The sequence below is a fragment of the Rubripirellula amarantea genome (genome assembly GCF_007859865.1).
GTDB classification, from domain to species: Bacteria; Planctomycetota; Planctomycetia; order Pirellulales; family Pirellulaceae; genus Rubripirellula; species Rubripirellula amarantea.
Genome location: NZ_SJPI01000001.1, coordinates 3,774,575 through 3,793,990 on the forward strand (window position 1 = coordinate 3,774,575; position 19,416 = coordinate 3,793,990).

At 53.8% G+C, this 19,416-nt stretch carries 11 protein-coding genes; 4 read left to right on the forward strand and 7 right to left on the reverse strand.

The window, feature by feature from the left end; all coding sequences use genetic code 11:
• Positions 1–97: 97 nt before the first annotated feature.
• Positions 98–1,981 carry an autotransporter family protein gene (locus tag Pla22_RS13670; RefSeq protein ID WP_165440649.1) on the reverse strand — a complete coding sequence of 628 codons (1,884 nt, stop codon included), beginning with the start codon at positions 1,979–1,981 and terminating at the stop codon, positions 98–100.
• A gap of 432 nt (positions 1,982–2,413) precedes the next feature.
• Here Pla22_RS13670 and Pla22_RS13675 point away from each other — a divergent pair, with 432 nt between their 5' ends.
• Together Pla22_RS13675 and Pla22_RS13680 are read left to right on the forward strand one after the other, a co-directional pair.
• Complete coding sequence (locus Pla22_RS13675; protein ID WP_146515434.1) at positions 2,414–3,061, forward strand: sigma-70 family RNA polymerase sigma factor; 648 nt, start codon at positions 2,414–2,416, stop codon at positions 3,059–3,061.
• Complete coding sequence (locus tag Pla22_RS13680) at positions 3,061–4,416, forward strand: anti-sigma factor family protein (protein WP_146515108.1); 1,356 nt, start codon at positions 3,061–3,063, stop codon at positions 4,414–4,416. Before Pla22_RS13675 ends, Pla22_RS13680 begins: the two co-directional genes overlap by 1 nt.
• 64 nt (positions 4,417–4,480) lie before the next feature.
• Here the strand turns inward: Pla22_RS13680 and Pla22_RS13685 are convergent, their stop codons facing one another.
• The 5 genes from Pla22_RS13685 to Pla22_RS13705 form a co-directional block, all read right to left on the reverse strand.
• A complete protein-coding gene (locus Pla22_RS13685) occupies positions 4,481–7,627 on the reverse strand; it encodes a DUF5060 domain-containing protein (protein ID WP_165440650.1) in 3,147 nt (1,048 codons plus the stop codon).
• Positions 7,628–7,767: 140 nt separating this feature from the next.
• On the reverse strand, positions 7,768–8,835 hold the full coding sequence (locus Pla22_RS13690; RefSeq protein ID WP_146515109.1) for a DinB family protein: 1,068 nt from the start codon (positions 8,833–8,835) through the stop codon (positions 7,768–7,770).
• Positions 8,836–8,886: 51 nt separating this feature from the next.
• On the reverse strand, positions 8,887–9,915 hold the full coding sequence (locus tag Pla22_RS13695; protein ID WP_146515110.1) for a DMT family transporter: 1,029 nt from the start codon (positions 9,913–9,915) through the stop codon (positions 8,887–8,889).
• Positions 9,916–10,161: 246 nt separating this feature from the next.
• The gene (locus tag Pla22_RS13700) at positions 10,162–11,640 is read right to left on the reverse strand and encodes a VWA domain-containing protein (protein ID WP_146515111.1); all 1,479 of its coding nucleotides are present in this window, start codon (positions 11,638–11,640) and stop codon (positions 10,162–10,164) included.
• 2 nt (positions 11,641–11,642) lie between these two features.
• Positions 11,643–13,712, reverse strand: a complete 2,070-nt coding sequence (locus Pla22_RS13705; RefSeq protein WP_165440651.1) for an AAA family ATPase — start codon at positions 13,710–13,712, stop codon at positions 11,643–11,645.
• Between the two features lie 247 nt (positions 13,713–13,959).
• Here Pla22_RS13705 and Pla22_RS13710 point away from each other — a divergent pair, with 247 nt between their 5' ends.
• Both Pla22_RS13710 and Pla22_RS13715 read left to right on the forward strand, forming a co-directional pair.
• Complete coding sequence (locus Pla22_RS13710) at positions 13,960–15,273, forward strand: DUF1552 domain-containing protein (protein ID WP_146515113.1); 1,314 nt, start codon at positions 13,960–13,962, stop codon at positions 15,271–15,273.
• A complete protein-coding gene (locus Pla22_RS13715; protein WP_242631991.1) occupies positions 15,270–17,762 on the forward strand; it encodes a DUF1592 domain-containing protein in 2,493 nt (830 codons plus the stop codon). Before Pla22_RS13710 ends, Pla22_RS13715 begins: the two co-directional genes overlap by 4 nt.
• 19 nt (positions 17,763–17,781) lie before the next feature.
• Here Pla22_RS13715 and Pla22_RS13720 read toward each other — a convergent pair whose 3' ends face one another.
• Entirely contained in the window at positions 17,782–19,089 is a 1,308-nt protein-coding gene (locus Pla22_RS13720) for an Lpg1974 family pore-forming outer membrane protein (protein WP_146515114.1), read from the reverse strand.
• Positions 19,090–19,416: the final 327 nt, after the last annotated feature.

Consider the following 19,416-nt stretch of genomic DNA (forward strand, 5'->3'; position numbering starts at 1 on the left):
CGCTTTGGTATCGATCGCCTGCAAAGGTGGTCGCGCGGTTATGTCTCGACTCTCATCGGACTTGCTGATTCAAGTCACACCATGTTCGGTCCGTGGGTTACCACGACCAACGAACGCCAGCGAGTCCCGTTTGAAAGGCAGATCGCGTGTTAACGTTGCCCTGGTACGCGAGAGTGAACTGCCCGCCAAGCAGAAATCCCCAATCAAGTTGACCGCCAAGCGAAAGCCAATCTCGGTCCGTCGATGTACTCTCGACCGCGAGTAGCCCCGGCGTGGTGGCGCCGAGAACTATGGTTTCCGCTTGTCGATTGTCATCGAGGAACTCGTGCAGCCAGCCCACGCGAACTTGGGTGGTAGCAGGACCCAGCGAGGTGCCGCCGGTTTTGGCATAGGAAAATCCAACCATGCTGCGGACGGACTCGTCTTCTATTCCATTAACGTTCAGGTTGAAATTGGAAGCTCCTGTTTCGCTCGTGGAATCCAGGTCCACACGAATCCCCTGCAGTGACACAAAGTTCAGCCAAAGTGAATCTCCAAAAACATTGGCCAGGCCTGCTTCGAGATACCCAAATTGGTCAGTCCCATCGAAGTCACTCGACGCAATGCTTCCGCTGGCGAAAGAGTCCATGGAACGTTCGACCGCGTGATCCTGGTATCCCGCACCGCCAGTTCCCAAGACGTAGACCACGTCGCCAGCGTACTGCACGGTGCCACCAATTCGGTAGGAATTCGAATCAGCGGTTTGATTGACACCGCGGATCGATGTGTCACTGTTTGCAAACTGAGCGAACCCGTGAACGCCGACTCCATTTCCCCACAGCCATCCTGTTCCCAGTTCCACGCCACCGACGGATTGACGGTAGCCAAGTGTTGAGCAGCGGTCGGGATCAGCTTCCATGGACATTCCAAAGCCTCGGACCCAAGGTGTCTGGAAACCAGGTTCGATCATATCGCTGTGTTGCAACAGCACGCGGTCACGAATGGAGTGCAGGTTGTTTTGGATTTGATTGATCTCACCATCGGCAATCGACGGATAGATCGTGCCGGACAATTGATTCACTGCACCGCTGACCACACTCGTCGATCCGCTGCGCAGTGCCGTAATCGCCGTTACCTGGTCTCCACTGCCGTCACCAAGAAGGCGATCGAGTTCCTGTGCTGCCGCAGTTTGATTGCAGCCATCGACAAGCGAAGCAAAGGTAAGTCCGTTGTCTCGAACCTCTAGCTGAACATTCAGCGGATTCGTTCGGATGAACGCTTCGAGGAACGGATTGTTTGGCAAGGCAAAGGCATCAGTACTGTTAGCAAAGGCGCCGCTTACGGATGCATCCGAGGTAATGACCGTGAAGACGTCGCTGACCGCGTAGTCCGATCCCATGAAGTTCGGACGCAAAGTGGAGTTCGCAATCGTTACATTGTCTGTTGCTTGGATCAAATCATGCGAAGCTGGAGCCCCACCCTGGATGTCCAATTCAATTGTCGAGTCGGTTGCGTCGAATGAGCCTGCGATGTCAAGAGTTCCGATGCTGCCTGCGTCACTTGAAGTTCCCGGAGCGATGGTACCGGAAGCTTCCAAATCGGTACTCAATAGATCACCGTCACCGATTAGCGTCGTCGACGAGGACAGCACGACAGCGGGTGTGGCTCCAATGACTTGCAATTCGCCCAAGTCGACGGTTCCGCCCGTGATCGAAATCGCTGAGGCGCCTGCGACGTTGATTACTACGGCAACAACATTCGCATTGGTGAAAGAAATATCGTCGGTGATGGTGGGTAAATCGCTGGTAAGCGCGATGGTTCCCCCGCCTGGAATGTTGAACACGATTCGATCGCCGGCAGCGGCGTTCGTGATTGCTTCCCGCAGTGATCCCGCCCCCGAGTCGGCCGTGGTGGTAACCTCGATGTCGGCCGCCAGGCATGGTTGAAGCGTCAGGGAACTCAAACAGACAGCGGCGACGATTGGCTTGAGGAAATGTTTCATGCTGAGCCTCAGAAAGGGCGTTGAGTGTCCAATATTAATTAGGTTTCGGGACATGCAGTTTGCTACTGGGGTAGGGGTTACTCCAATCATCGGCCCCACCCGTGTGGCGCAAGAGCGGCGATTGACGGTCAAGCTCGGTATTTAGCCATTCCATGCAATCCAGATCTCACATCCGGCAGGGGCTTTCCAGGTGTGCCATTTCGCCTAATCGTCATCCGTGCCCCCAGCGTCACGGCGGCTTTCAGCGTGTAGCTTGCGGCGAGAAACTCGCGTCAGCCGCCAATCGCAGGCCCCGTCCGAGTGTTCCGAAACCATGCTCGCGTGGTAGGATTGCATGAGTGAGCCGAAACTTTTGCGAATTGATGCGGTTCCTTCTAACGTGACATGAATATCTAGCGAGAAAACGGTTTGACGGTCTCTGAATCCACCGCCATGAGGTATCAGCAGTCCGACCCGGACGTGCGATTGATGCTGCGCGTGCGAGACGACGATGCGGGAGCATTTGCTGAATTGGTGGCGCGTTACGAAATGCGATTGATTCGTTTGATGCAAACCATTGGTCCGCGTCGAGATTTGGCCGAGGACCTTGCGCAAGAGACTTTCCTGAGAGTGTTTCGAGCTCGCAAAAGCTACGAAGCGGGAGCGAAGTTTTCGACTTGGCTGTTCACGATCGCGGGTAACGTAGCCCGCAACTCGGCGAGGTCGCTGGGCAGACGAAAAGAAGTTAGCGAGGTCGATGCCAGTGGCAACACGAGCAGTCCGCAATTGCTAGCCGCGACAGCTTTAGATGCGAGCGGATTGATGCCCGGTCGGTTGGTGGAAGGTGACGAACGAGCTGAGATCGTTCGTGCGGCGGTCGAAACCCTTAGCGAACGGCAACGAATGGCGTTGATGTTGTCACGTTTTGAAAACATGAGCTACCAAGAAATCGCTGACTCTATGGAATTGACGACGAAAGCGGTGAAGTCGTTGCTCAGCCGTGCTCGGGTGAACTTGAAAGAGAAGCTTGAGCCGTACATCGAGTCTGGTTTATTGCAACCGGCTGAAGATGATGAACTGAAACACACGGGGGATGTGTGATGAGCCAAGATACATTGACTGACGAATCGCCGACGCATCCCGACGACGAACTGCTAGTCGCATACTTAGACGGCGAACTTGATCGCGAATCGCGTACTGAGGTGGAAGACCGATTGGTTGCCGATGCCGACCTGCGAAAACGGTTAAGTCGGCTGCAAGCGGGATGGGAAATGTTGGATGCCATTGCGGTTCCCGATACTTCGGCGAGCCTCGTCGAAACCACTCTCGAACTCGCCATCGCCGACTTGTCACAGCAAACCAGCGTCGGAACTCAGAAGTCCCGAAGTTGGTGGGTGCCCATTTGCCTTGTCGCGGTCATCGGTGCTGCGGCAGCGATCGGATACGCGTATTCGGCTTACGAACGGCAAGTTGCTTTGAAAAACGAGCTGCGGGATTTAGCGATCGCGGAAGACTTGGATGCATATTCGCATGGGGGCAATTTGGAATTGATGCGTTTGTTGTCGGCTAATTCGGACTGGCTGCAACTCGTCTCAACAGCTCGAGAGCTTTCATCGACGGACCAAAGCACCGTGCCGCTTTACCAAGTCGCCATCGAACAGCGGCCTGATGCGATTGAAGATATGCCAATCGAACGTCGTGTTCAGTTGCAGTCGCGGTCAGAGCGTTGGGGGCGATTCGACGAGGCGACTCAGGCGACGATTCGACAAAATGCCGAAGCGACTTGGAGCCAAAGCGATCACGAATCCCTGATCAAGACGATGCGTGCGTACGCGATCTGGCGAGATCAAATTTCAAGTGAACTTCGTGACCAAATCGAGTCTTCCGACGATAAGGTTCGGCGTCAAGCGATTGCCAAGGCAGTCGAGGAGTCCAAGAGCGAATTGGTGAAGACTTCAGGCTCGCTTCTAGATGATGAAACGATTGAGCGAATTTACTTTGTGCTGACCCAGTTGCTTGACGAGCGATTTCGCCGCGACCCATCTCGTATGCAGCGGTTTAGAGAATTTCGTCAAGGAGTCTCCACCGCGTTCGCAAAATGGGGAGCCATCCGTTTCACATTCGCCTCGCATGATCCGTTTCGAGATCGATCACGAATGTCCAATTCGAATTCTCGCCGCGATCCATCGGGCATGAGCGAGAAGGAGCTTTCGGCGATTCGCCTGATTTTGTCTGACGAAGCGCTCGATACGTTAGCGTTGCTTTCCAATGGCGATGGGATGTTGGAACAAATGGCTCTTCAGATTTGGGTCGATGAAGCGATTCGCCGAAAATCACCGTTCGCTAACGACAAGACCCTGACGCAGCGTTACCAGGAACTCGATTCCTCGGAACGCGAAGTCCTGGACCTGCTGCCACCTGACAGGATGCTCAAGAGCCTATCGGGTGAACGATAGGCTCCCCAGTTCTTCCGCGTCCTTACTCTCGCTTCACACAAAGGTACGGATTTGTGCGGTGGTTCTACTTGCGAACCACGGCCACCCAATCTTCTTCCGTATCGTTTGGTGGGGTGCCAAGGCTAACCGTGCTGCCACCTTGCACGCTAGAAACTGAACCGTCGAGCAGCGATCCACCTTCACGAGGATTGAACCACTGAACCCGCAGTTCTCCTTTGGCATCCTCGAGGTCAATTTTGGCTTCGCCGCCCTCGGACAGATACGCGACATAAACCTGTCCCGGTTTGGCGAAGCAGAACCTCGATACGTCGTGATTTGGGTTTCCAACAAGCTCATCCGCATTGGTCATCTCCCAAAACGGAATTTCATTGTCGTGAAAAAATCCGATGGCGATTCGGCAATAGTCCCAGCTTTGATCGCGACTGCGCCAATCTTCGCAAACAATGTCGTTCTGATCGAATTGATAGCCGAAGTAGTACTCGCAACCTGCGCCACCGCCCATCAGAGTCCCCCAAAGGGTCTGTTTACGGACTTTGTGTTGGGTGTAGGCCATCTTGCCGTTCCGGTCGTGCCCATCAAAACCGTTGTAGCCGAGATCGGGGCACTGAGCGTGCGCGGCGGAACCTGATTCGTCGAAGGCCACGACCCACGGTTTGCCCGCCTTCGCGGACTCGCTAACCCATTTCACCGTTTGAGCGTGTGTGGTTTCGAGGCTGCTGTTTTGAAGAGACGCTCCGGTGAGCTGCGAAGCGTTGCCCAGTAGCGGTCGATACACCTTGTCTTGTTGGTCGGGGAACGTGTGGATCACGATCGGGTGATGGTAAGCATCGAGTTCAGCGATGTAGTTGATCATGTCCTGTTGTTGGAGATGCGATTGGGTGTTCTCTTCGCCAAGGTTCCAATTCAACGCCAAGTTATGACCAAAGCGAGCGATCAGTTCGCGGCAATACAACTTTCGCTGGGTGCCAAGATCGCCACCGTCAAGGCTCGCGTCGACACGGCCGCTTCCTTTGCCTTTCTTGTGATCATCGTTTTCGGTCTCTTGCATCTTAAAGTGCAAGTACATTCCACGTTGAGTGCCATGATCGAACACGACGCCCCATTGATCCAGTTTGCTGCAGTCGTAGTGCAGTTTGTCCTCGCGCTGAATAAAAGGCCAAACGTTGTCACCGTCGCCAGCGGCGTTGTAAGTCAAGAAAGAAAACGCGTTGCAGCCCTTGCCAGAAAGATAATTCACCGCCCCGATCAAACCTTTGCCGCGATCGCCCTTCCAGGTAGGGTCGCCGGCGTTCCAGTCTTGCGCGTGTGCTGACCAAGTTTTAAGCGGAGCGCGCTTCGGATTGTTAGCAACGGTGTTGTCAAAGTCCTCGTAAGCGAGCAGCGTTTCGGGTGCATCGGCGCCCACTTTCAAAAAGTACTTTCCGGATTGAGCGAACTGCAAATAGTGTTTGCCGACATAACGCAAACGTCCTTGCCCGCGAAGGTCGCGGCCCTGCTTGTCGCTCGCTGCGACATCGAACGTCCCGGTTTTCTGATCGAAGTTGGCAAGCGGTTTCGCCGCTGCGTTATCGTTCAACGCTACGCCTTCACCCGCGTGAAATGAAATTTGGTACGACCATTGGCCTGTCTTGTCGGGGGCAAAGTGAGCTCGCCAAGTGGTGCCGGATTCCGCTGATGAATTAGCCGCGTCGCCATCGGCGGCAAAGTATCCCGGCACCACGTATTGGGTGCCGTCGGCATGAGTGAACGCAACGTTCATGCGGTAATCGGTAAACGGGTTGGGCTCGTTATCTTTTTCGTGGGCGTAGGGGCCATCAAGATTTAACGTCACCTTGTGCCATGCTTTTTGTTCACCCGTGATTTGCACCGATCCGTCGCCATCTGCCAAACGAGGAAGTTGTCTGGGGTCATGGCTGGAGGGCTTGGTCGGGCTTCCTCGACCGATATTGCGAGCGGACGTTGCGTTTCGCTTGGCGGCTTGCGAACTCTGTTCCGCTAGCGCATTGGCGGCGGCGACGCGAGTCGCCGAGTCCGCCGGTTGGAAGTGAACTCCGCTCCATCGCGCTCGACTGTATTCGACGCCATCGGCGGATCCGATCGTTGAGGTGACCTTGATGATGCTGCCTTCGGTGATTGTGACGTTCGGCCACGACTGGTGAAACTTGCTTCCTTCCTCGTACGTCTGATTGCTTTTGGGGTTGGTGTACCCACCAATCGACTCACCATCGACGCTCACTTCGTACTTGGATTGACCGTCATTCTCGCCCACCGTTTTCAGAATCACGTTGTAGACACCGGTCGGGAAAGGAAACGTGTGCTGAGCAAAACCAGTCTTGTTGTCTTCGGGATTGATGGCGAGCCATTGGTTGTGAACGTAATAGCCCGATGTCGTTCCATCGGCAAACATGGTCGCGGGCATTTCGAGTGCTCCGGATTGCCCAACCATCGTTTTGCTATCCGCAGGCATCGACGCAAAAGGCGCGGGGAGCGTGCCTTTGTGCAAAAGGCTCGGTGGTCCGGTGTCCTCTGGTCGCGCAAAGTCGCGATCGGTGGTCAAGATAAATTTGTCGAACTCGAAGCCATCTTCACGCATGGAAAAGGCGATTTCATGTTCGCCAGCTTCGGTAACCTCAAGAAAGATCTTGTAGGGTTCGCCGCAGTGTTGCTTTTCGGTGCGTTGCTTGCTTTCCCAACGCCATTGTTGCTTGCCTTCACACCATTGCATTCGCTGACCCGAGTCGGGCCATTGTCCGTCGATACCGACATGCAATCCGTTGTCTTCGGAACCCGTCGAGTAAGCGCGAACCCAAACGTAATACTTGCCGGGAGTCGAGAAATGCACCTTGTACCGGAGCACTGCCAACTTGCCGGGGTCACCGGAAAAATTGATTCCGTTGGTGAGTTTGTCGGCATGGGTACGCCGCGTGTCGGGCAAAATTTCCAGGTAGGCACCGCCGCTGGCGTCGGCAGCATGGTTCGGGTCGCCATCCGGGGCGATGTCAAGATTGGTACCTGCGTTAGTCAAATAGAACGCTCGTACATCAGTTAACGATTGTTCAAAGAAATGTTCCGCCTCAATGGCGACCATCCCGTCTTGTTCTGCAAATACGACGGAATCGGAAACGATCGGTTCGCCCGCACTAAGCTGGGGCAAGGCTGCGGCAAATGCCAACACAAAGGAAAAAATCCAGTGAAGCAAAAGCGATTTCATAGAAAGATCTCGTGGTTAAACTGCCTGCAAAAGGCGGGGGGAAACTTACCGGCAATCATCTTAGCAGGGTTTTGATCCCCGCATCGTTGTGCACGTCTCCCATTCGGGTTCACCAAGATCCCGTTTAAGTCTCCTCAGCGTTAAGTGATCTCTGCCAAAGCGTAGAGCAGATCAATATTTCCGCAGGGCGACCCAACTCGTCGAAGCATGTTGATAACTTGGGCACGGTGATGGGTTGCGTGCATCGTGAGTTGAATCGCGGACTCACCCATCTTAAAACGAATGGGGGGACCACCGAAGTTAACCTCAATTTCGCGTTGCGACTTGGCTTGGTCAACGTCGGCCAAAAAAGCGTTCCTCGATTGTGCGTTGGATCTCCACCGTTCGGCCAAGTTCGTAACGGAAGTTGATGGGTCGGTCGGGGAAAGCGGTTTCGCAGCATCGACCCAGTACATGGCTGCCCAGCGTCGTTCGGCGTCGAGCATGTGGATTAGGTTTTTGCGAATGGAACCAAATCCCATTTCGAAGGGACGATCCAATGCATCGCTATCAAGCTGAGAGGTAGCTTCGAAGATTTTGTTCATCGCCCAACCGCTGTATTCAAACAACCGGTCGATCAATGGCGGTTCCCAAGCTACATCGTCACCGATGCTGACGTTGACGGCCAATCCGTACTGAGTCATTTCCTCGACAGTTTTGGGGGACTGTTGAGTTGGCCCCATCGCCAACCGGTAGAACAGATAGTCAATGCCACCAGGAACCTTGCGTCCCATGGTCCGCAGGTAGTTGAGCGCTTGGGCACGGTGATGTACCCCGTGTTGAAAGACGTGCAGCAACAGATCAAGCAATCGATGTTCAAATGCGGTTTTCGTGCTGTCCTCGTACGCGATTCGTTGTGACCAACCGTCGCTGCTGTGTTCTGCGATCAACGCGTCGCGTTTTGCGGATACTGTTTCCAAAGCATTGGCGATCTCTGGAACCGAAATTCCCTGAGGGTCTTTGGGGAACGGACGCCATGGGATTCCTTGCCAACGCTCCAGCCAAATTTCGTCAGCGGTTAGAATATGGAACAACGTGGCCCTGAGTGAACCAAAGCCCATCGCGCGAGGCTCGTCGAGCTGTTGATCGCTGATACCATCGCAGAGTGAAATGATCTTGGCGTTGGCCCAGTCGTTGTAGCGGAACAGCGAATCAATAAGCGATTGCATGGGGTGAATCAGTCCGTCGGGAGTAAAGCAATTGGTTAGTCGTCAAGTGAGTCAATCCGAGATCGCCGAGCACGCGATGGAGGCCGCTGGGATTTCGATTTGCTCTGATGCTTCTGGCGATACGAGTTCGTTCACGGAGTCGTCCTGGCATGCTGCTATCTCTTGATCCTTGCGTTCGGCAAGCTTCGCGGCTCTCGCCATCGTGACCGCCACGCATACAAGTCCCGCAGCATCAAGCGCTACTCCAACCATCGATGCGCCCGTGAGCGGTTCGCTCAACAGAAAAACAGCGGCAACGGCGGTGATCCCAGGAACGGTTGAAGTGGCGAGCGTTGTCACAACACTTCCGAGGGACCGAACAGCATAAGTGAACAGCGTCAACGAGCCGACCACCACAATCCAGCCATGAAAGATTCCCTGGTACAAGACGGCGAACGGTCCCGCTTCGACGAGTCGTTGGGAATCTCCAAACAGAAAATAAACTGGCAAAAACTGCAGGCAACCAAAAACGGCAACAATCGCCGTCGCGCGGATCGCATCCACCTTCAATGCTTGAACTCGGACGGTGTAGATCGACCACATCATGGGGCCACCAAGCAATAACAGGTCGCCAATCCACGCCTCGCTTCGTGATGGGTCACGACCGTCTAAGAAGAATGCGAAAACTGCCAAAAGCATCAAGCACAAACCGACCAGACGAATCGGAGTTACTTTCGCGACGCCCATCCACACTCCCAACGCGATCGTGAACAAAGGCAACATCCCGGCTGTCAACGCTGAACCATGTGCCGCTGGTGCATACAGAAGCCCCGTATACGTGAACGCCGTATAACCAGGACCCGCGGTCAAGCCGAGCAAGCAGCAGGTCTTCCACGATAGCCCACCTAGTCCAATACGAAGCAGCACAGGAATCATTACGGCGGCCGCAAACACAAACCGCAACAACATCAGCTCCATTGGCCCAAGCGGCGATTGAAGCAGCCCCCAACGTGATGCGATCACCCATCCAGACCAAACGCAGACCACTCCCAACAGTGCCGCAAACCCCAGGATGTGAACAGCCAAATTGTTTCGGTTCAAAGTTTGATCACTTGCAAGTATTCAGGGACGCGAAATGGAAGTTGCGCGGACTTGATATCACCGCGATCTAGATCAACCGGCGAAGTTTATCGCAACCAAAGCAAGCCAGACAGGTTTGCCACTCTGAAGGTTCACAGACGCCAGATTCAGTGCAAATAGCCTTTGGCTGTCTGCATCCGCACGTGTCGTGCGGCTTTGCCGTCACCATTGCCGGTAGCGTATCGGATCTCACGATGCAGTGGTGCTCTAAAGTTCAGCCAGAGCCACGCCGCCGGTCTTTTTGGCCAAATTGATCAGGTCTTCATTTTGCTCTTCGACGACAAACACATGCAAGATGATACCCTTGAGTTCCTTTTCGGTCACGTTGATACCATGGTCGCCATCGGTCACGATGATCAACTCTGGCCGGTCCGCTTCTATTTCCGCAACCACTTTCCGGATTCGCTTGATTCCTTCTCGCAGCGCAAGATTAATGTCGGTGTCATCACCGATAAAGAACTCGTAGTGGAGTTTGCGGATCTCTTCCTTTGCGTCCGCCACATCATTGACCATGATCTCTTCGTGTACAACGGAATCAAAAAAGCTGTAGCCTAGAATTGCCTCTCGGCGTCCGACCGCACGCAAACGATTCATTAAGATCGCCATCAGCTTGTAAATTCGCTCGCCCTTTTGCATCGACTTGCTACGGTCGAGCATCGCGTAGAAAAATTGCTTCTTGTCACTGCGTTTGATTTTCTCTCGCACCATGAAACTCTTCGTTGCCAGCCGGTAGCGAAAGTATTTCGGTGCCGCGACTTTCAACGCCCAAGCAGCAGGAGCGAGGCGAGGCAGTTCAGAGAACGATTCCATCATCCGCATCCGAGTCTGATCTCCGTCCGCGGCTGGAATCATCTTCTTTTCGTAGCGAGGTTGAAAAGCAACGTACTCGTTCGCAATTCGCGAAATACGAAGAAGTGCTTCCATGCTCGGTTCAGCCAGGAACCTTGACGCGACATCAAGCCGTCGGATCGACAATGGTTGCAGTTCTTTCTGGGATGTTTCGCGTTTCTTACCACCAAAACAATCCGTGAACAGCGACGCAATTCGGCCTCGTGTTTCAATGTTTTCTACCAATCGAATCGATGAAATACCTCGGTCATCAGCCATTTGGTCATGGTCAATTTGGTCGGTGGGTTTCAAGTGTTGTTCATCAGGCAAGCATTCAAGCAATTCGATTTCGTCAGCTTCAAGATTGCCGACCTCGCGCAAAGCCCAGTTGATTTGTTTTGTGATGACATCGGATGGAATGCCAACCGCCAGGGATCGTTTCGCAGTTGCGATCACGGCAATGTTGGCGATCGCGCGGTCGATATCAGTACGTCCTTTGATCAGGTCAAATTCGACCTCTCGTAGACAATTAGCTAAGTCCTGGTAAAGAGGAGCATCGCGGATCGACATAAACAGCATGTCGTCGAGGAACTGCGTCAACTTCCACATTCGCGAACGATACGTCGCAGCCACACGGCGCTCAATTTCATTCTTGCCAGCTACTTTGCCTTCATCGACCAGGTGAACGCCATCCCAGATGATTGGCACATCGATGTGCCCCATCCCAATCGAATCGAGCTTCTTGATCACTTCTAGCGTATTGATTTGTTGACGTCTCTCGCTTGTTTCGGGGTACGTCACATGAGTGTGGTATCGGATAAAGCGGCGGAATTTTCGCTCGATGAATACTCGATCCATGGCTACGAGCCCGCTTCGATTTCAGCGGAAAGTTCGTCCACGCGTTTCTCGACAATTTCCTTCCAGGCCAACAGCTTCGGATCGGATATTTGAATGTACATCAATTCGCGTTTCAGCTTGTCCATGCCGCTCATCAGATCCAACATTGCGTTGATCGCTTCGTCATTGACGTCGCCGCGCGCCTCTTGGTCGAGGTCTTGACCCGATTCAAAAATCGCATTGATCTCTTCCATGCGTCCTTTGAGCTGCTCGGCTCGTTCGTCGATATCGCTTAATAGGACTTCGACGCCGCCTTCGAGCAGTGCACTTCGAATGAGGGCCTCGACGTCTTTCTTGTAAGATTCCATGCCCTGCACATTTCGAATCGTCAGAATGTCTTCCACGATCAACTTCTTTCGACCGTGCCGACCAACACTATTGGCGGCAAGTCGCAGTCCACCTAGCGCGATCCGAGGTGAAACCTGGAATCCGTTTTCGCGGTCGTCGTTTAGGTTCGCGATCACGTGAGCGTAGATGCGATGCAGTTTGCGGCGGTCTTCCTTGGCGTCCGGATTGGCTTTTTCAAACAACGCTTCGTAGTCTCGCTGTTCGTAGGACGGCCATCGCACCTCAAGTTGCAGCGGAAACCGTTCCAGCAAAGCCTTCACCGCGTCGCTGTCTTTCGCGAATTGTCGAGGGTCTTTGTTCGTACACGCGATGATCAATTTCGATTGCATCGGTACAGCTTGGTCGGCGTTCATGAACACACGACGCGTCAGAACATCTTTGAGCGGCAATAACGCTTGGGAAGACGCATCAAGGATCTCTTCAAGCACGACCACTTCGTACGGCAGAAACGAACGATCGGTGTCGTATTCCAGATATTCATCGAGCTTCGCGATATTAGGGCCTCCCCACAAACGATCCTCGCTCATTCCTTCGCCGAACGACTGTAGGAAAATTTCCTGGTCGTCATAGCCAAGTGCTTTAAGCACCTTCATCACCATGTCGGATTTGCCATGCCCACCTGGTCCCCACAGCAGTACGTTGCAAGGTTGCAAGCAGGCATGAGTGAGAACCTGCACGATTTCACGGCAGTGGATAAACCGTTTGTTGAGAGTCGTAGCGACCAATCTTGGGATCTCTTTGCGAGCGGTTCTTAGGCCGTTACTGTGATCGTCAAAATCGCGATCTTCCAGTTGAATCTGAAAATCGGATTCCTTAGGCAGTTGTTTCTCGATTTTGCGTTCGAGGTCCGCCGTGTAAGACTGCATGCCCTGAACGAATCGAATGCTTTGAAACGAGTCGGCGGTGATTTTCTTGTCGGGTCGAATGCGTGCGGTGTTGGTGACCACCTTAAGAGACTGAATCGCCATGCGAGGCGACATCACAAACGACTTGGTTTCGTTGAGGCCCGCGATCACAGCGGAAAGTTGAGTTTGCATTTCCTTGCCGCCCATGCTGGAATTCTTGCAAACTTTAGCGAACAGTTCTCGGTAATGCTTCTTTTCGTAAGCTGGCCAACGGACTTCCTTTTGCAAAAGAAAGCGTTCCATCAATGCTTGAACCGCATCGTTTCCTTCGGCGAAGTCTCTGGGGTCTTTATTAGTGCAAGCGATCACGACTTTGGCGTTCATCTTGACGGCATCGGGGCCGTTCATGAATACGCGCCGCGTCAGCACGTCCTTAAGAGGAAGTAGAGCTTGCGCGGGAGCGTCGAAGAGTTCTTCGAAGACGACAACTTTATACTGCGGCGCCAGGAATGACCGCTTGGTGTCGTACTTCAGGCACGTGTCGAGTGAAGCCATGTCGGGACCTCCCCAAAGTCGATCCTCGCTCATGCCTTCGCCAAACGATTGCACGAACACTTCGCTCTCGTCGACGTCGAGTCCCCGCAGGGCCGCCATCACCATGTCGGACTTGCCGTGACCACCAGGACCCCACAACAGCAAGTTGCACGGTTCGTAAAAGGCCGCTGAAATCACGTCAGCGATCTCATCGCAAAACACAAATCGTTCTCGCAATGCCGACGTCACTCGAGGCAGAAGTTCAGGACGCGGCACGGGCGGCCAAGACGATTCTTTTGCGGCCAAGGCAGGTCGCTCACAAGATAAGAGGCGTGGGAAAAGGCATCTTCGCCAAGACGCCTGTATCATATCCTATCCAGGGTGTCTCGGTTTTACGCAAAGCACGATGGATCGTGCCGTTAATGCCATGACTACTGCAATGGATTGGTAGTAAGGAAACTTGCCGGGTATTGCTTCATTGGAAGGTCAACCGTGGTAGACTGGGTTGCTCCCACCCCGCTCGCCTTTCGCTATCGATCGGTCTCGCAGTTCGATGAAAAATTCTTCTATTCAACGTCGCCATTTGTTACGTGCGGCAGGTGCTTCGATAAGCTTGCCCTACTTCGCGTCGCTGCCATCGACGCAAGCTTCAAGTCGCACAACCGAACCCAAGCACCGCATGGTTTGCATTGGCAACATGCTTGGGTTTTATCCCGAGGCGTTCTGGCCGCCGACGATGCTGCCGAAGTCGCCTGCGGGCTTCGCTGAAACCAAAGCGTTTCAGTTTGGTCGAACCACGGGTCCGCTTGATCGAGTGCGCGAACACGTGACGGTTCTTTCAGGTTTGGACCACGGAATCAAAGGCGGCCATTTTTCGATTCATGCCCTGCTTTCAGGCGTGAAGCAGAACGACGCCAAAACCATGCCGATGGCGAACGTGACGGTCGACCAGTATGCAGCCGAATTCGTTAGCGGACAAACTCGATTTCCTACGCTAACGATCGGGAGTGAATCGGGCATTCACGGCGGTTGCCAGTTGTCATGGACTCGCAGCGGTACCCGTGTGCCGCCCATCCCAGGACCGCAACAACTATTCACAGAGTTGTTTGTGGGAACGAAACCGCAAGACAAGGCTGCTCAAAAGCAGCGGTTTGAACTGCAGGGATCGATCCTTGATTTCGTGCGAGGTGGTGCGGCCGATTTAAAGCGTAAGCTCAATCGATCCGACCAGGCGAAGCTTGACGAATACATGACCTCGGTACGTGAGGTCGAACAGCGGTTGGGGCGACGTCGCGAATGGGTCGATATCCCAAAACCGGAATCGCCTTTCGAACCGCCCAAGAACCAAAACATGGTCGATGACTTGCCGGTGCTCTACGACTTGATTGCGTTGGCGCTGCAAACCGATTCGACCCGGATTGCCACTTTGGAAATTGGTGGCGACTTTAACCCTCAGGATTTAGGCGTTCGGGGTGGCTACCACGCGTTTTCGCATCACGGTCAACAGCCTGATGCGATTGAGGCATTGGTAACATTGGAAACGTATCAGGTGGAACATTTCGCGAGGTTCATCGAGAAGCTCTCGTCGACCGAAGATGAGCATGGCACTTTGCTAGATCAAACTCAGGTTCTTTTTGGTAGTGGAATGGGCAATGCAAATTCGCACACCAATTCGAACCTGCCTTTGGTACTTGCCGGTGGTGGATTGGAAGGAAAGGGGCACCGCCATGGTCGCCTGCTCGCTTTCGACGAAACGTCGTCTCATCGTCCACCGCTCACCAACCTTTTCGTTTCCATGTTGCAGCAGTTCGGCGTCGAGACCGATGAATTTGCGACCAGCACGGGTACGTTGCGAGGTTTGGTATGAGACGGGTGCAAGGGTTGCTTGCCTTCGCCGCAGCGATCACGGTGATGGTTGGCACCGATAGTTTGGTGGTGCAAGCAGTTGAAAATTCGCAAGCTAAGCTTTACGAATTCGTTGAAAGCTACTGCATCGAATGTCATCTCGAAGATGATCCGTCCGGCGAACGGGAGTTCGAGTCTTTGGATCTTGCATCGTTAGATTCCGACACCCAGTTCGCAGTTCAAGAGATGATTGACCAGTTGACTCTCGGTAGCATGCCACCGGTCGATGCATCGCAGCCGAGTGTCGAGGAAAGGCTTGATGCGATCGAGGTGATGACTGCTGAATTAGCGGTCATGAGGTCGAAGTCTAACAGTACTGGCGGACGCACCATTTTGCGTCGGCTTTCTCGTCGAGAGTACCGCAACACAGTCCGTGACCTGCTGGGGATCGACATGACAATGTTTGATCCCACGTTGGAGTTTCCTGCTGACAATTTGGCTGGCAACTTTGACAACGTCGGCGATGCGCTCGTGACGTCGGGACATTTGCTCGAGCGATATCTTGGTGCGGCCGATCAGTGCATTGAAAAAGCGTTGGAGGCGACTTCCCCACCACAGGTTCAATCTTGGCACTTCAAAGACAAGTTCGTTCAACAAGCAGAGTTGAATGCGGCTCATCGGAGGGCGTTTCGAAACCGTTTCATCTGCCTTTATGATCACCCGCTGTCGGATATGCCCGAAGGCGCGTACGGGCATGTCGCCGAATTCAAAGATGGCGTGCATGCCGATGGCGTTTACGAGATTCGCGTCTTGGCCAAGGCAATGCATCGTGATTCGCCGTATGAACTCAAAGCACTTCGCATCGACTTAGCGGAACCGTTCCGACTAGGAATCCGTCCAGGCGATACTGCCATCAACGACATGGTGCACGTGCAACCGATTCAACCTTTGCTGGCCGAACAGAACGTCGAGCCGGGCGATTTTCAATGGTACACCTTTAACGTTCGGCTGGATCGTGGTTTCGCGCCTCGGTTTACGTTCGAGAACGGCATCCACGACTTTCGAGGATCGATCGGTCGCATCTATCGCATGAACAGAAACTTGCTTCCACCATCCATTCAGGGCGAGCAAGGAATCTTTACCCAGCGAATTGCATTGATAGATCAAGGGCAGGTTCCCCACATCCGCATCGACGAAGTGAAAATACGAGGACCCGTCGACTACCCTTGGCCTTCGCCGAGCCACCAAGCCGTGTTGGGAACGAAGTCGTTTGATGGCGAGCACGCACCCGAGTTGATTGAACGATTTGCCTCTCGAGCGTTTCGCCGACAACCGACGGACGAAGAAGTTCGCGATCTAAGCGGCTTTTACGAACAGCAAATTGAAGCGGGGCGTGAACCGATTGACGCGTACAAGGACACATTGAAGGCGATCTTGTGTTCGCCGTTGTTTCTGTACTTTCAAACGGTTGAGCAAGACGCGGCGCCTAGCGTTAAGCAAAGTGTCCTGGCCGAACGTTTGGCCTACATGTTGACCTCGACAACCCCTGACGAGCGTTTACGTAGACTCGCCGACTCGGGAAGGCTTTCGGATCGCGATGTCTTGATTGGCGAAGTTCGTCGATTGCTTAGCAGTCGTGCTTCCGAAGCGTTCGCTGCCGATTTCCTTGACAGTTGGCTCAACTTGCGGGCACTGGGATCGATGCCGCCTGATCCGAATCAGTTTGCACAGTACTATTCTGGCGATCTTCAGCTCGATATGAAAACCGAGACTCGCCTGTTTCTTCAAGACTTGATCCGTCGGAACGCGCCGTTGACCGAGTGGTTGTCGGCGAAGCACTCGTTCATCAACCGTGACTTAGCAAAGCTCTATCAGGTTGAAGACGAGTTTCCGTCCGATGATCCAACGTCGTTTCGCCGTTTTGAGTTTTTGGACAACGACCGCGGTGGTTTGCTTGGACAAGCGAGTGTGCTGACGGTATCGGCCAATGGCATCGAAACTTCACCCGTCGTGCGCGGCGTTTGGCTACTAGAAAACGTGTTGGGTACGCCACCGCCACCTCCTCCCGATGATGTCCCAGAGATCGATCCAGACACTCGAGGTACAAAGACGATTCGTGACCAGCTCACCAAGCATCGCGAAAGTGAGACATGCTACCAGTGTCATCGCAAGATTGATCCACCGGGCTTTGCGCTAGAGTGTTTTGATGCGATCGGCCAAACCCGTCGCTTCTATGACAAACGCAGAAGACTTCAGGTCGATACTTCAGGTGAACTGCCTGGCGGGCTTGCCTTTGATGGTCCGTCGGAGTTCAAACAACATCTTCTTTCGCGAAAAGAGTTCTTTGTTCGCACGTTCACCGAACGATTGATCACCCACGCTCTCGGCCGACCGGTCGAGGCCACCGACCGAGCCGAAGTCGATGCAATCATTCAAGAAGTTGCATCGCGAGGCTATCCCACGCGCGAGTTAATCGAATCGGTCGTGCTAAGCGAAATGTTTGGTAGGTAAGATCGTATCAAGCGGTTGCCTACCAGCGGACTTCGGTTCCTACGGTCAAGCCTAGAAACCCCAGGCCATCGTCGATGGGGGTTCCGCTGGCCAATCCGCTGTCAGCCCCAGTGAATACGCCCGAAGGATTGGGGCCGCCGACATTAGCAAAGTGTTGGCCTTCAATCGCGACGCTGATGTTGAAGTACTCGCAAGGTTCGTAGCGAATGCCAAGTTGAATTTCGGCATTCCCGGCCAAGGTGTCAGCACTGTCGCTGCCACTGCGAAGATCAATTTCCCCGACGGATTGGACGACGTTGTTGACGTTGTCGCCGACCGCATAGGATTTGCTACCGAATAGCATCGACCCGCGAACGTTTGTGAACAGAGCCAAGCGTTCGTACGGCAAAACGTGATTCAATCGCAAAGCGACGGTGGGGCCGAGCCCGCGAAATTCCGAGCGTGCGGTTGCGTTGCCCTGGTCCGTGATAGCCGAGTAACTCTGACCGACTTTGGCATATCGGATGCCTGCGTAAAGGTCCAAGGGGCGCGCGATATTTCGCTGCATTTCAAAGTCAATCACATCGGTGCGAATCGTGCTCAGAAAGGTGCCTTCTTGGATGAACGCGATTCCGGTAGTGATGTCGCCATCTTCGCTGACATAGCCAACCGTGCCTTCGTATCCCGTGGGTAGCAATCCATTGGTGTCGTTGGCGTCAAAGTCTTCGCCATGACGAAATTCCCAAAAGCGAACACGCCAACCTAGCGAGTCGGCTTCGGCCTCTCGACCGAACTGCACTCGCGGGCTGTGTTCAAGTTCCCAGGGGAATCCTACATGCGAATAGCCTTCGTCAGTTTCGACGATAACGCCCGTTGAATTGTCCTGCATCGGCGCGACCAGCACGCTTTCGTAGCTCGCAAACCACTGTGCCGAACTCCGGGCAGGTTGTCGCATCGACGAAGCGCCGAGTTGGTGCCTGAGCGATTCGATTTGGTTGGCCTGCGATTGCATCTGAATTTGCAAGTCGGCGACTTCGGTCAGCAAGTCGACTCCGCCGGGTGTGTAACTGGCTTGGCTGACGGTGTCGGATTGCGGTTGACCATAAAGATGATCCGCTGTCGTGACGCCCGATTCGGTGGTGTACTCGGTTGATGAGTCGAATGAGTAACCCGACGAGGAGGAATCTTGGCCAGATGAGTTGCCCGTAGGTAGTAACAAAGCAAACAAAGTTAAGACGCAGGCATTGAAGCATCCTGAAAGTGTGATTCGTGAACCGCAAGCGGTGCTCGTCAATGACACCACATCTTGAGGATGGTCAGGGTGCGGGCAAATGGGGCGAGTCGACATTTCGGTGTTCTCTTGAATCTAGGTTGAAGCGTAGCGACCGACAAAGCGACGAACAGCAAAGCGAATCTAGGTGGGTTTCCGTCTAAGTATTCCCGTTAAACCTGCTTGAAAGCAGGTGATCATTGTGTCTCGGAGAGGGAAATCAGCGGTTTTGAATGCGTCGATGCCGCAAAAATGATTGGCTAGCAAGTGCATCCACCGGTGGCCTGTAACAAATGAGGCGCTGCAGCGAAAGATCAACTTGATGTCGTCAAGTTGGGTGTTTCCCGCGAACCAATCTAGCAGCGTTCGGCCGCAATCCGTAGTTTCACGGAAATTGTTTTTCGG

Coding starts and splice junctions, on each gene's coding strand:
- Pla22_RS13670 (WP_165440649.1), bottom strand. CDS start 1,981: ATGAAACATTTCCTCAAGCCAATCGTCGCCGCTGTCTGTTTGAGTTCC.
- Pla22_RS13675 (WP_146515434.1), top strand. CDS start 2,414: ATGAGGTATCAGCAGTCCGACCCGGACGTGCGATTGATGCTGCGCGTG.
- Pla22_RS13680 (WP_146515108.1), top strand. CDS start 3,061: ATGAGCCAAGATACATTGACTGACGAATCGCCGACGCATCCCGACGAC.
- Pla22_RS13685 (WP_165440650.1), bottom strand. CDS start 7,627: ATGAAATCGCTTTTGCTTCACTGGATTTTTTCCTTTGTGTTGGCATTT.
- Pla22_RS13690 (WP_146515109.1), bottom strand. CDS start 8,835: ATGCAATCGCTTATTGATTCGCTGTTCCGCTACAACGACTGGGCCAAC.
- Pla22_RS13700 (WP_146515111.1), bottom strand. CDS start 11,640: ATGGATCGAGTATTCATCGAGCGAAAATTCCGCCGCTTTATCCGATAC.
- Pla22_RS13710 (WP_146515113.1), top strand. CDS start 13,960: ATGAAAAATTCTTCTATTCAACGTCGCCATTTGTTACGTGCGGCAGGT.
- Pla22_RS13715 (WP_242631991.1), top strand. CDS start 15,270: ATGAGACGGGTGCAAGGGTTGCTTGCCTTCGCCGCAGCGATCACGGTG.
- Pla22_RS13720 (WP_146515114.1), bottom strand. CDS start 19,089: ATGTCGACTCGCCCCATTTGCCCGCACCCTGACCATCCTCAAGATGTG.